This window comes from Mesorhizobium sp. 113-3-9 (assembly GCF_016756515.1).
In the GTDB taxonomy this organism is placed as follows: Bacteria; Pseudomonadota; Alphaproteobacteria; order Rhizobiales; family Rhizobiaceae; genus Mesorhizobium.
The window spans coordinates 1,923,561-1,936,559 of record NZ_AP023246.1 but is presented as its reverse complement, the minus strand read 5'-3'; the positions used below and the strand labels follow the sequence as shown (position 1 = coordinate 1,936,559).

General features: G+C 64.6%; 13 protein-coding genes. 4 read left to right on the top strand and 9 right to left on the bottom strand.

Features of this window, described 5'->3' with window-relative positions:
- Positions 1-9: 9 nt before the first annotated feature.
- Positions 10-279, bottom strand: a complete 270-nt coding sequence (gene grxC / locus MesoLj_RS09395; RefSeq protein WP_202325827.1) for a glutaredoxin 3 — start codon at positions 277-279, stop codon at positions 10-12.
- Between the two features lie 26 nt (positions 280-305).
- Positions 306-1,106 carry a ComF family protein gene (locus MesoLj_RS09390; RefSeq protein ID WP_202325826.1) on the bottom strand — a complete coding sequence of 267 codons (801 nt, stop codon included), beginning with the start codon at positions 1,104-1,106 and terminating at the stop codon, positions 306-308.
- 64 nt (positions 1,107-1,170) lie between these two features.
- Between MesoLj_RS09390 and MesoLj_RS09385 the strand changes: the two genes are divergently transcribed.
- Positions 1,171-2,043 carry a methyltransferase domain-containing protein gene (locus MesoLj_RS09385; protein WP_202325825.1) on the top strand — a complete coding sequence of 291 codons (873 nt, stop codon included), beginning with the start codon at positions 1,171-1,173 and terminating at the stop codon, positions 2,041-2,043.
- A gap of 30 nt (positions 2,044-2,073) precedes the next feature.
- Here the strand turns inward: MesoLj_RS09385 and MesoLj_RS09380 are convergent, their stop codons facing one another.
- The 5 genes from MesoLj_RS09380 to argJ form a co-directional block, all read right to left on the bottom strand.
- Positions 2,074-2,253, bottom strand: coding sequence for a Flp family type IVb pilin (locus tag MesoLj_RS09380; RefSeq protein ID WP_140772265.1), 180 nt, complete (start codon positions 2,251-2,253; stop codon positions 2,074-2,076).
- A gap of 110 nt (positions 2,254-2,363) precedes the next feature.
- A complete protein-coding gene (locus MesoLj_RS09375) occupies positions 2,364-2,681 on the bottom strand; it encodes a hypothetical protein (protein WP_140772267.1) in 318 nt (105 codons plus the stop codon).
- Positions 2,682-2,807: 126 nt separating this feature from the next.
- The gene (locus tag MesoLj_RS09370; RefSeq protein ID WP_202325824.1) at positions 2,808-3,230 is read right to left on the bottom strand and encodes a (deoxy)nucleoside triphosphate pyrophosphohydrolase; all 423 of its coding nucleotides are present in this window, start codon (positions 3,228-3,230) and stop codon (positions 2,808-2,810) included.
- An 8-nt stretch (positions 3,231-3,238) separates the two neighbouring features.
- Entirely contained in the window at positions 3,239-3,991 is a 753-nt protein-coding gene (locus MesoLj_RS09365) for a GNAT family N-acetyltransferase (RefSeq protein ID WP_202325823.1), read from the bottom strand.
- 29 nt (positions 3,992-4,020) lie between these two features.
- On the bottom strand, positions 4,021-5,262 hold the full coding sequence (gene argJ / locus MesoLj_RS09360) for a bifunctional glutamate N-acetyltransferase/amino-acid acetyltransferase ArgJ (RefSeq protein WP_202325822.1): 1,242 nt from the start codon (positions 5,260-5,262) through the stop codon (positions 4,021-4,023).
- Positions 5,263-5,430: 168 nt separating this feature from the next.
- Between argJ and MesoLj_RS09355 the strand changes: the two genes are divergently transcribed.
- A complete protein-coding gene (locus MesoLj_RS09355) occupies positions 5,431-6,660 on the top strand; it encodes a caspase family protein (RefSeq protein WP_202325821.1) in 1,230 nt (409 codons plus the stop codon).
- A gap of 19 nt (positions 6,661-6,679) precedes the next feature.
- Here MesoLj_RS09355 and MesoLj_RS09350 read toward each other — a convergent pair whose 3' ends face one another.
- On the bottom strand, positions 6,680-7,897 hold the full coding sequence (locus MesoLj_RS09350; protein WP_140772274.1) for an MFS transporter: 1,218 nt from the start codon (positions 7,895-7,897) through the stop codon (positions 6,680-6,682).
- A 278-nt stretch (positions 7,898-8,175) separates the two neighbouring features.
- On the opposite strand from MesoLj_RS09350, the gene MesoLj_RS09345 reads away from it, so the two are divergent.
- Positions 8,176-8,775, top strand: a complete 600-nt coding sequence (locus MesoLj_RS09345) for a TetR/AcrR family transcriptional regulator (protein ID WP_202325820.1) — start codon at positions 8,176-8,178, stop codon at positions 8,773-8,775.
- A 75-nt stretch (positions 8,776-8,850) separates the two neighbouring features.
- Here the strand turns inward: MesoLj_RS09345 and MesoLj_RS09340 are convergent, their stop codons facing one another.
- Entirely contained in the window at positions 8,851-9,771 is a 921-nt protein-coding gene (locus tag MesoLj_RS09340; RefSeq protein ID WP_140772278.1) for a peptidylprolyl isomerase, read from the bottom strand.
- 261 nt (positions 9,772-10,032) lie between these two features.
- On the opposite strand from MesoLj_RS09340, the gene secA reads away from it, so the two are divergent.
- Entirely contained in the window at positions 10,033-12,765 is a 2,733-nt protein-coding gene (secA, locus tag MesoLj_RS09335; RefSeq protein WP_140772280.1) for a preprotein translocase subunit SecA, read from the top strand.
- Positions 12,766-12,999: the final 234 nt, after the last annotated feature.

The following is a 12,999-nucleotide window of genomic DNA, read 5'->3' as shown; positions in this document are numbered from 1 at the left end:
ATCAAATCCTCAAATCGTCGCGCCGTTGGCGAGCAGTTTGTCGAGCCGGCCTTCGGCCTCCAGCTCGTGGAGGTCGTCGCTGCCGCCGACATGCGTCTCGCCGATGAAAATCTGCGGAAATGTCGTGCGGCCGTGAGCGCGCGAGATCATCTCCTGACGCAGCTCCGGCGAAAACGAAGCGTCGCGCTCGGTATAGGCGACGCCCTTGCGCTCCAGCAGCCGTTTGGCCGCCGTGCAGTAGCCGCACATCATGCGCGTATAGATCGTGACATCCACCATGACGAATTTCCACTTTCGTTGCCGACTTATATAGTCGCGGACTCGTCCGCCCGAAAGTCCCCCGGCAACACGCGGGCAAAGGTCAGAACATCGACGGCCCCGGCGCCCCCTTTTTTCAGCGCCTTGGTGGCGGCACGCACGGTGGCGCCGGTCGTGTAGACATCATCGATCAGGAGCACCCTGCGGCCGGCGATCTCGATTTCCGCCTCGACCGGCACGCGAAAGGCGGCCCGCACATTCTCCTCGCGCTCCTGCCGCTCCAGCCCGACCTGCTGGCGGGTGAGTTTCACGCGCCCCATGGCGGCGGGTGCGAAAGGCAGCCCGCTGAGTTCGCAGACCGCACGCGCCAATTCCGCCGACTGGTTGAACCGTCGCCGGAAAAAACGCCGCCAGTGCAGCGGCACCGGTACAACCACATCGGCTTCGGCGATGAGATCTGCGCCCGCCCGCACCATCCAGCGCGCCATCCAGGGCGCTAGATCGGTGCGATCCTGATATTTCAGGCCTTGCACCATCTGGCGGGCAACGCCGGAATAGGCGACGGCTGCCCGCGCCCGTTCGAAGGGCGGCGGATCGGCGATCGCCTCGGCCGACAGAAAGCCCTCGCCCATATGGTGGGTGAACGGCGTGCCCATCACCGGGCACCACGGCCGCTCCAGGAGCCGCAGCTTCGGCCAGCAGGCGCCGCAGAGAACCCCGGGTTGCGAGACATGACGGCGGCAGCCGGCGCAGACCGGGGGAAACAGGATACGCGCCGGCCAGCCGAGGGCCGATCGGGTGAGGTTCCTGATCCCGATGGACTTGATCTCTGGCATCGGATCGGCCACGTGGTTGGTTCTCCGTGCCATCATACCAACTATATCAGGGCGTGGACAAACAAGGATCCGCCCGTTGCAGCCTATTATCGATACCTCACTGTGGCTGGCGCACAAGCGGCGTGCGCTCACCCACCCGGTCGACGGTGCCGATTTCCTCATGAGCCGCGCTGCCGAGGACCTTGCCGACCGGCTGGGCGCCGTCGAGCGCCGGTTCGGCAAGGCCGCGGTGCTGTTTTGCCAGACGCCGGCCGCGGCCGGCGTGCTCGCCGCCAGTGGCAAGGTGGAGGAAATCGCCCGCGTCGAGACGGATACGGTTTTCCTGGATGGTGCGGCCGGCTTGGTCGCGCCGCTGGAGACAGTGCCCTTCGAGCCGCAAAGCCTCGATCTGGCGGTATCGCTTCTGTCGCTGCAGGCGATGAACGACATTCCCGGCATGCTGATCCAGATCCGTCGCGCCTTGCGTCCGGACGGGCTCTTTCTCGGTGCCTTCGCCGGTGCCGGCACGCTCAGCGAGCTGCGCGAAAGCCTGCTTGCGGCCGAGACCGAGCTCTATGGCGGCGTCAGCCCGCGCGTCATCCCCTTCACCGACGTGCGCGACGCCGGTGCGCTGCTGCAGCGCGCCGGCCTCGCTTTGCCGGTTGCCGACGTCGAGACGGTGACGGTGCGCTATGCCAATTTGTTTGCCCTGATGGCCGATCTGCGCGCCATGGGGGAAACCAGCGCCCTCGCGGACCGCAGCCGGCGGCCGGGCTCGCGCCGGCTGTTTGCCCGCGCCGCCGAGATTTACGCCGAGCGGTTTTCCGACCCGGACGGTCGGATCCGAGCGAGCTTCTCGATGGTCTGGATGTCCGGCTGGGCACCCGATGCATCGCAGCAGAAGCCACTGAAGCCTGGCTCAGCCAAGGTCTCGTTGAAGACTGTATTGGAGGGTCCGGAAGGACATTGACCGGCCCGCGGGTGCGGACAGGGTCGCAAGTCAGTGTGCGAAAGCGTTCGCGAGCCTGCTGCCGTTGTCGCTGAACAACCAGGTAATTGAGTTGAAGACCTGGCCGATGCCGCCGATGATCGTCAACGACAGCACCATGATGATCAGGCCGTATTCGACGGCCGTGGCGCCATTGTCGTCCTTCAGAAAACGCAGCAGCACTGTTTTCATCACCTTGATCCCCGTTGCCAGGACCTTACCGCCGATCTGTTAAGAAAGGTTAACGGCAAAGCCTTAACAGGCGGTGAAGCCGCCGCCTTCTCGGAAAATTCTTAACCATGTCAGCAGTCACCGCTGGTCCTGCCATCGGACCCGATTATGCAGACCGAACCGGGCTGTGGCTGCAGCACACTGCGACGCACCGTATAGGTGCCGCGATGGCCGATCGAGCCGGTGGTTGTCATGTCGAGGCCACCGGGAAAGTCGTCACGCACAGATTGCGAGCGCGTCTGGCTGTCGAGGAAAGGGGTCGCGATCAGCGCCAGCGCCACCGCGGCCGACCCGAACAGCAGCGTGACGCGCAGGATGCCCATGCCGGCATCGGCGGCACGAAAGCTCCGGTCAGGCCGGATCGAGTCCCAATCCCTGTCTAGGCTCATGCTGTCGCTCCCGGGCAAATCGGCCGTGCGGCCGCGACGACACGGCCATGCATCAATTTTTCATGATGAGATAAATCTTCCATTAACGCTGGCTGATATGGACCGTGGTCCGATCAGTTGCGATCCTCAGAGCAGATCGATGAGGAACGGAATCAGCGGCGCGTCGGCCGGCGGCATCGGATAGTCGCGCATCTGCTTTGGCCGCACCCATTTCAGCGCCTGCCCTTCCCTGGGCTGCGCAATGCCCCGGAAGCGGCGGCACACAAACAGCGGCATCAGGAGATGGAAGTCGTCATAGGAATGGCTGGCGAAGGTGAGCGGCGCCAGGCACGGGATCTCGGTCTCGATGCCGATCTCCTCATGCAGTTCACGGATGATGCATTGTTCCGGCGTCTCGCCGGGCTCGACCTTGCCCCCCGGAAATTCCCACAGGCCGGCAAGCTGCTTGCCTGGCGGCCGCTGCGCCAGGAGCACGCGGCCGTCGGCGTCGACCAGCGCGCAGGCCGCGACCAGGAGCAGGCGCTTGCCGGTATTCACCAGATCATTCATGCCCAACTTCACTCATGACCGGGCGGCCGGCGGTAGTGGTATCGGTAGACTTCCTCGAAGCCGAGTGAACGGTAGAGCGCAAGCGCCGGCACATTGCCGGCCTCGACCTGCAGCCAGGCTTCGCGTGCGCCGCGCAGCCTCGCCCACTTGAGCGCCGACAGGATCAGGTTGCGGCCGTGACCCTTGTTGCGCGCCGACTTGTCGGTGGCGACCTCGAACAGGCCGGCAAGATCGCCGTCATGCACGCAGATCAGCGTCGCCAGCGCCTCTGCTCCATCCTCGAGCGCGAACAGCCCGGCCTCGGGCTGGATGGCGCCTATGATCTCCGACAGGCCGGGCCGCAGCGAAACGTCCGAGCCGCTGACCTTGAGCGACGCGCCGATGAAGCGGCTGATGTCCTTGAGCGGAATCTGATCCATGGCGGCGTCGAGCTGGGCATCGGCCAGCGGCAGCCGCATGACCAGCGATTCGTCGAACCGGCTCCAACCCTCCTTGTCGAGATGATTGGCCAGATCGGGACCCGAGAGCGGCGACATGCGGAACGTCAGCGGCCTTCCATAGGCATCGAAACGGCGGCTGGCCCGGCCGATGCGGTCGGCGATGTGCTGGATGTCGCCGGGATCGAGCGGGTTGACCGAATTCAGCCGCTTGGCCGGATGGCCGGCTGTCAGCCGCACCACCCAGGTGCCGTCATAATGGACGGCGGCCGCCGGCCAGGCGCGAAAACCGGCCGCCTCGTAGCGACGCACGATCGCGAGCATGCTTGCCGGATGCCTGGAAGCCAAAACCGTCAGCTCCGATAATCGCCATTGATGGCAACGTATTCCTTGGTGAGATCGCAGGTCCACACCGTTGCCTTGCCGCGGCCGATGCCGATATCGGCGCGGATACGAATATCGTCGCGCTTCATGTAGGCGGAGGTCTTTTCTTCCGAATAGGCCGGATCACGCTCGCCCTCATGCGCCAGCCGGTTGTCGCCGAACCAGATCGACAGCCGGTCGCGGTCTGCGGGTTCGCCGGCCTTGCCGACGGCCATGACGACGCGGCCCCAATTGGCGTCCTCGCCGGCGACCGCCGTCTTGACCAGCGGCGAATTGGCGATCGACAGCGCGATGCGCTTGGCCGAGCGGGCCGATTTCGCGCCGGTGACGGTCACTTCGACCTGCTTGCGGGCGCCCTCGCCGTCACGCACCACTTGCAGCGCCAGCGACTTCAGCACCTTGCCGAGCGCCCGGCGGAACTGGCCCAGGCGCGCATCTTTCGGGTCGGTGATCTCAGGCGCGCCGCGCTTCGCGGCCTTGCCGGTGGCGAAGATCAGCAGCGTGTCGCTGGTCGAGGTGTCGCTGTCGACGGTGACCGCGTTGAAGGTCTTGGCCGTGCCGCGCGACAACAGGTCCTGCAGCACCAGGGCCGCGATCGGCGCGTCGGTCGCGATGAAGGAGAGCATCGTCGCCATGTCGGGGGCGATCATGCCGGCGCCCTTGGAGATGCCGTTGATGGTGACTTCGGTGTCACCGAGCTTGATCGTCTGCGTCGCCACCTTCGGATAGGTGTCCGTGGTCATGATGGCCTTTGCCGCCTCGGTCCACAGATCGGGCTTGCCATCGCTGACCAGCCCGGCGAGCAGATGGCTGAACTTGGTCGTGTCGAGCGGCTCGCCGATGACACCGGTCGAGGCCAGGAAAACCTCACCGGCCGTGCAGCCGGCAGCCTTGGCCGCCGCCTCGCCGGTCAGCGCGGTGGAGTCGCGGCCCTTCTTGCCGGTGAAGGCGTTGGCGTTGCCGGAATTGACGACCAGCACCCGCGCCTTGCCGGCGCCAAGGTTCTGGCGGCAGAAATCGACCGGCGCCGAGGGGCATTTCGATTTTGTGAACACGCCGGCGACCGTGGTGCCGGCGTCGAACACCATGGCCAGGAGATCGGTGCGGTTCTTATACTTTATCCCCGCTTCGGCGGTGGCGATGCGCACCCCTTCGATGACCGGCATCTTGGGGTATTTCTTCGGCGCGAGCGGCGAAATCGTCGTGGACATGGGGACCTCGGGCGGGAAAATCGCAAGGGAAGGCCGGTTTGCCCGATACGGCGCGCGGGCGCAAGGGCGTTTTCGCCGCGCCTGCCGGGGCGGCCAACCAGGCCGGATCAAGCCTGCATTTCAAATCTGTTGGCATCGCGGACGCCTGTGGCGCTATGATCGCGCCCCATGGGCAGGCTTGCGATCCTCGCATGGGCATTTCTGAGGTTTTTGCTGCTGAGCGCCGACGCTGAGCCGGCGCGGCGCGTGGCGCTCGTCATCGGCAACGGCACCTATGCAGAGGCCGGGACGCTGGCCAATCCGGTCAACGACGCTCTCGACATCGCCGACAAGCTGCGCTCCATCGGCTTCGAGGTCATCGAAGGCAATGATCTCGGCAAGCGCGAGCTCGAACGCAGCATCGGCGAGTTCTCCGATGCGCTCGAAGGCGCCGGCGTCGGGCTTTTCTACTATGCCGGCCACGGCCTGCAGGTCGACGGGCGCAATTACATCGTGCCGGTCGACGCCAGGCTCGACATGCCGGTGAAACTGCAGCTCGAAGCGGTGCCGATCGACGAAGTCCTCGACATCATGGAACAGCAGACCAAGGTCAGCCTGGTGTTTCTCGATGCCTGCCGCAACAACCCGTTTGCCCGCAGCCTCAGCCGCACCGCCACCACGCGCTCGGCGACGGCGCTCGCCGGGCTGGCGCAGTTCGATTCGACGCGCGGCTCCTTCATCGCCTTCTCGACGGCGCCAGGCGCGGTCGCCATGGACGGCAGCGGGCGCAACTCGCCCTTTGCATCAGCCCTCTTGCGGCACATCGCCGAACCCGGCCAAAGCATCAACGACATGATGATCGCGGTGCGCCGCGACGTGGTTTCGCAAACTCGCGAAGGCCAGCGCCCCTGGGAACAGGGCTCGCTGCTCGAACGCTTCGAATTCGTCCCGGGTGCAGGGCCTGCGCCGGAGCCCAGGCCGGCTGCCGAGCCCGCGCCGGCCTCGCAGGTCGCGGCACTGGAGCGCTCCGTCGGCGACGACAAGGCTTCGATCGAAAAATTCCTGCGCCGGGATTATCTGACGCCCGACACCAGGACGATGGCTGACATGGTCAAGCGGATCTACGGCCCGTCCGCTACCATCTTCGGCACGCGCTACGACAACGATGCCCTCGTCAAGGTGAAGACCGACTGGTTCGCGCAATGGGCCTCGTGGTCGCTCGGGCTGGAACCCGGCAGCCTGGAGATCACCCCGCATGGGCAGGACCGCGCCGATGCAGCCTTTGCCATGCGCTACGACTATGTGCCGAAGGACAAGTCGGCGGCAAGGCTGACCGGCAAGGCGCGCGTCACGCTCGGGCTGGTCAAGGCCGTGGGGGGATGGCGCATCGAATCCGAAACCTCGCAAGCCATGCAATGAGAGGTGATCCGCGGCGCATTCACGCGTTTTCGCGCGATATGAATTCAGTGGCGAAACAGAGCAGTCCGGCAATCGGCAGCGCCAGGCCGATCCAGGACACCAGTGGCCAGCCGCCTTGCGCATACGCCCAGCCGCCGACGCCCGAGCCGATCGCGCCGGCGATGAAGAACGTCGCCATGTAGAGCCCGTTGAGACGGCTGCGATGTGCGGCGCCGAGCGAGAACAGGTCCCGATAGCCTAGGACAAGGTTGGTCTGCACGCCGAAGTCGAGCACGATGGCGGCGACGACCAGCAGCGCCAACGAAAGCGTCGAGCCGGTATGGGCGATGTGGGTTACGAGAAACGCGACGGCAACGCACAGCATGGCAAAGGCGGTTGCCGGCCGGCCCCATCCGCGGTCGGCGGCTCTTCCGGCGAGCGGCGCGGCGATTGCGCCGGCGACGCCGGCCAAGGCGAACAAGCCGATGCCGCGCTGCGTCAAGCTGAACTCTGGACCAGCCAGCAGCAGCGGCGTCGTCGTCCAGAACAGGCTGAACGCCGCGAAAAGGAATGCCTGGTAGAGAGCCCGCCGGCGCAGGACGGGCGTCGTGCGCGCAATATGCACCATGGATGCCAAAAGCGCGCCATAGCTCAGACGCGCCGTCGGCACGCGCCTGGGCAGCGCAAACCGCAGCACCACGGCCAGCAGGATCATGACGGTGCAAGAAGTGAAGTAGACCACATGCCAGGACGACAGCGCGGTGATGAAGCTGGAAAACGGGCGTGACAGCATGATACCCAGCAACAATCCCACCGAGACATTGCCGACCACGCGGCCACGCCTTGCTTCCGGCGCCAGGTGCGCCGCATAGGGGATAAGCATCTGCACCGCGACCGACCCGAGGCCGACAAACAGCATCGCGGCCAGAAAAGCCATTGGCTGCGTCGAAATCGCCGCGCCCAGCAAGGCGAGCGTTGCAACGGCGAGTATGCCAAGCACGAGCCTGCGGTTTTCCACGAGATCGCCTAGCGGCACGATGAACAGCAGGCCCACCCCGTAGCCGATCTGGGCCATCGTAACGATCAGGCCCGCCGCATGGGGCGGCAGGCCAAGTTCGGCGCCGATCGGGCCAATCAGCGGTTGTGCATAATAGATATTGGCAACGATCAGCCCGCAGGCCGCTGCCAGCAGAAAGGTCATCCAACTCGAAATCGTCGTCTCGGCGGGCGCGGAGCCGGATGCGATAATGGTCGTCATGGCGATACCGATCGGAACGGAACGTTCCGTTGAATAGAACGAACCGTTCCGTTTCGTCAAGCGATGATGTATGAATATCTCGAATGTGTGAGCATATCTTGGCATCGGCGCTTTTTGCGGCCAAATGGCTTCATTTGGCGTCCGCACGAATGCTGTCAGGAAAACGAGCGCTTTTGCTCCGGGTGGTTCCTGTCCGAGCAAGAATGTGGTGAGGCAAAGAGTTGCTGGCGGGTTGTTGGTCCAGCAGAGACGAGAACCCGCTTCAGGAGGAACGGCCAATGAACGAAATCGCCGATCCGGCACGCAGATCGATTGGCGCCAGGCGCAACCCCGACAGCGCCGAAGCGATTCTGGAGGCCGCCGAGGCCGTGCTGGTCGAGGCCGGTTATGCCGGGTTCTCGATCGAGGCGGTGGCGCGGCGCGCCCGTGCCGGCAAGCCGACCATCTATCGCTGGTGGCCGAGCAAGGCGGCCCTGCTGCTCGAAGTCTACCAGCGCCAGAAGCGCGTCGACGTCCCCGATACGGGAAGCCTGGAAGAGGATCTCGTCGGCTTCCTGGTCAATCTGTTCGCGCACTGGCGCGAGACATCGTCGGGCAACGTGTTCAGATCGCTGATCGCCGAGGCGCAGTCGGATGAAACCGCGGCCGCGGCCCTTGCCGGTTATGCCGGAGGGCGCCGCACCCACACCGGCCTGATCATCGAGCGCGCCAAGGCAAGGGGCGAGATCACCAGCGACATCGAGCCTGGCGCGGTCGCGGACCTCGTCGCGTCCTATGCCTGGCGGCATCTCTTGACCAACCGGCTCGACGAGCCTGAGGCGGCGATACGCAAGATGGTCCGCTATCTCCTGCAAGGCATAGCGGCGCCCGGTAGATAACGGCATCGGCGACACCAACAAAAAGGGCGCGGCAACCCTTGGCTGCCGCGCCCTTTTTGAAAAAACCGTCCGGGCTTACTTGCCGGCTTCCATCGTATCGACAGCCTGCTTCAGCTTGGCATCGGGGATCTCGACCTTGGCATCGGCGCGCAGCGACTTGACCAGCGCGAAATACTTGTCGCGGATGACCGCCTGCTTGGCCTGGTCCTTCACCTCGTCGAAGGCCGGCGGCTGCTTGGCACGCTTGTCCTCGAGCTTGATGACATGCCAGCCGAACTGCGACTGCACCGGCTGCTCGGTGTATTTGCCGACCTCAAGCGCGAAGGCCGCCTTGTCGAATTCCGGCACCATCTGGCCAGGTCCGAACCAGCCGAGGTCGCCGCCATTGGACTTGCCCGAGGGATCGCTGGTGTGCTCGTTGGCGAGCTTCTGGAAGTCGGCGCCGCCGTCGAGCTGCTTGATGATCGCCTCTGCCTCTTCTTTCGTCTTCACGAGGATGTGACGGGCATGCACCTCGTTGACCGGCGGCGTATTGGCGATCTCCTGGTCGTAGCGGGCGCGAATCTCGGCGTCGGTGACCTTGTCGACGACGCCCTTCTCGACCATCTCGCCATGCAGCGCGCGCTGCTGCAGGAAGGCCATGCGGCGCTGGAAATCGGGATCCTTGTCGAGACCGTCGGTGACGGCCTTGGCAGCCATGACGCGGATCTCGATGGCCGCCGAAAGGGCAGCAGCGCGGCGCTGTTCGGGCGGCAGCTGCGCGAATTGCTGCGACAGCTCGCCTTCGGCAAGCACCAGATCGGCTTCAGTCAGGGGCTGGCCGTTGACCGTGGCGACCACGGCGTTCGGATCGACCGGCGCCGCCGCGGGTGCCGCCGCATCGGCCGGAGCAGCAGGAGCGGTCTCCTGCGCCATCAGCGGCGACAGGCAAAGAGCCGACAGGCCGAAGGCCAAGCCAAGGCTGGCGAGCGACGCACGGCGGAACAACAAGGACATAAGGATGACTCCGGTGAAGGATTGTAAGAGGGATGGCTTCCAGATCAGCCAGATTGTGGCGGAATTTGGCGCGGCCTGCATGGCCAGCGCGGCGTTGACATCAGTTGAGCCCCCTCTTATCTGTCCAACGACTTGGCGTCCAGAACCGTTTTCCGGGCGCTTTTTGTGTTTGCCCGCATTCAGGCGGTGCGTTCACGCGGATTTGATGGGGCCGCCCGGCGCCTGTCTCAAGATTGAGAATTCTATCGAAAGGACCATTGGATGGTCAGTCTCGGCGGTCTCGCCCGTAAGGTTTTCGGTTCCTCCAACGACCGTCGGGTCAAATCAACCCGGCCCCGCGTCGAGGCGATCAACGCCATGGAAAACGAGATGCGGGCTCTCTCCGATGCCGAGCTTGCCGGCCGCACGGAGAAATTCCGCCAGGATATCGCCAATGGCGCCAGTCTTGACGATCTGCTGATCCCGGCCTTCGCAACCGCACGTGAGGCGGCGCGCCGCGTGCTCGGCATGCGCCCCTTCGACGTCCAGCTGATCGGCGGCATGGTGCTGCACAATGGCGGCATTGCCGAGATGCGCACCGGCGAGGGCAAGACCCTGGTCGCGACACTGCCGGTCTATCTCAACGCGCTCGCCGGCAAGGGCGTCCACGTCGTCACCGTCAACGACTATCTCGCCACGCGCGACTCCGAATGGATGGGCCGCGTCTACAAATTCCTCGGCCTCTCGGTCGGCGTCATCGTCCATGGCCTCTCCGACGAGGAACGCAGCACAGCCTACGCTGCCGACGTCACCTACGCCACCAACAACGAACTCGGCTTCGACTATCTGCGCGACAACATGAAGTATGAGCGCGCCCAGATGGTGCAGCGCGGTCACAACTACGCTATCGTCGACGAGGTCGATTCCATCCTGGTCGACGAGGCACGCACGCCGCTGATCATTTCCGGTCCGCTCGAGGACCGTTCGGAAATGTACAACACGATCGACACCTTCATCATCCAGCTGCAGCCGCAGGATTATGAGATCGACGAAAAGCAGAAGACCTCGATCTTCACCGAGGAAGGCACCGAGAAGCTGGAGAACCTGCTGCGCGATGCCGGACTGTTGAAGGGCGAGTCGCTCTACGACGTCGAGAACGTCGCCATCGTCCACCACGTCAACAACGCGCTGAAGGCGCACCGGCTGTTCCAGCGCGACAAGGACTATATCGTGCGCAACGGCGAGATCGTCATCATCGACGAATTCACCGGCCGCATGATGCCGGGCCGCCGCTATTCGGAAGGCCTGCATCAGGCGCTGGAGGCCAAGGAGCATGTGGCGATCCAGCCGGAGAACCAGACGCTCGCCTCCGTCACCTTCCAGAACTACTTCCGCCTCTACAAGAAGCTTTCCGGCATGACCGGCACGGCGCTGACCGAGGCCGAGGAATTCGGCAACATCTACGGTCTCGAAGTCACCGAGATCCCGACCAACCTGCCGGTCATCCGCAAGGACGAGGACGACGAGGTCTACCGGACGGTCGAGGAGAAGTACAAGGCGATCGTCAAGGAGATCCGCGAGGCCAGCGCCAAGGGCCAGCCGACGCTGGTCGGCACGACCTCGATCGAGAAGTCCGAGCAGCTGGCCGACCGCCTGCGCAAGGAAGGCTTCAAGGATTTCGAGGTGCTGAACGCCCGCCATCACGAGCGCGAGGCGGCGATCGTCGCGCAGGCCGGCAAGCCCGGCGCCATCACCATCGCCACCAACATGGCCGGCCGCGGCACCGACATCAAGCTCGGCGGCAACGCCGAGATGCGCATCGAGGACGAACTGGGCGACATGCCTGCAGGTCCCGAGCGCGAGGCGCGGGAAAAGGAAATCCACGCCGACATCGAGCGCCTGAAGGAAAAGGCACTGGCCGCCGGCGGCCTCTATGTGCTCGCCACCGAGCGCCATGAATCGCGCCGCATCGACAACCAGTTGCGCGGCCGCTCCGGCCGCCAGGGCGACCCCGGCCGTTCGAAATTCTTCCTGTCGCTGCAGGACGATCTGATGCGCATCTTCGGTTCCGAGCGCATGGACGGCATGCTGCAGAAGCTCGGCCTCAAGGAAGACGAGGCGATCATCCATCCCTGGATCAACAAGGCGCTGGAAAAGGCGCAGAAGAAGGTCGAGGCTCGCAACTTCGACATCCGCAAGAACCTTTTGAAATATGACGACGTCTCGAACGACCAGCGCAAGGTGGTGTTCGAGCAGCGCATCGAACTGATGGACGGCGAAGGCCTCTCGGAAACCATTGCCGAGATGCGCGAGGGCGTCATCGACGAGATCGTCGCCAAGGCGATTCCCGAAAACGCCTACGCCGAACAGTGGGATGTCGCGGGCCTGAAGGCCGAGGTCGCCGAATTCCTCAATCTCGACCTGCCGATCGAGGAGTGGGCCAAGGAAGAAGGCATCGCCGAGGACGACATCCGCGAGCGCATCACGCAAGCCGCCGACGCCGCCGCCAAGGAGCGCGCCGAGCGTTTCGGCCCCGAGGTGATGACCTATGTCGAGCGCTCGGTGGTGCTGCAGTCACTCGACCATCTGTGGCGCGAGCACATCGTGAATCTCGACCATCTGCGTTCGGTCGTCGGCTTCCGCGGCTACGCCCAGCGCGACCCGCTGCAGGAGTACAAGGGCGAGGCATTCGAGCTGTTCCAGGCAATGCTTGGCAATTTGCGCCAGGCCGTTACCGCGCAGCTGATGCGCGTCGAACTGGTCCGCCAGGCCGCCGAAGCCCCGCCGCCGGAAGCGCCCGACATGTTCGGCTCGCATATCGACGGCACCACCGGCGAGAACGATTTTGGTGACGGCGAGACCGCCCTCCTGGTGCGCCAGGAGCAGAACGCCGTCGTCGCCCCCGAGGATCGCGATCCGAACAACCAGGCGACCTGGGGCAAGGTCGGCCGAAACGAAGCCTGCCCCTGCGGCTCCGGCAAGAAATACAAGCACTGTCATGGTGCGTTCGCGTAAGGACGCGCTCTTCCTTCTCCCCGTTCCACGTGGGTGAGGCGTGGTCCACGTAGCGGACGAAAAGCCAATTGCTTGGCTTTTCGAACAACGAACGCCCGGAGCGATAGCGAAGGGCCCGAAGGGCGGATGAGGGGCTGCGCTGGGGCCCGCGATTGGCGCATGTCTGCGACCAGAAGCGATGATACGCCCGCCTCTACAAAGCCGCTTCATCCATAGATAGCTTTTCTTCCTCTT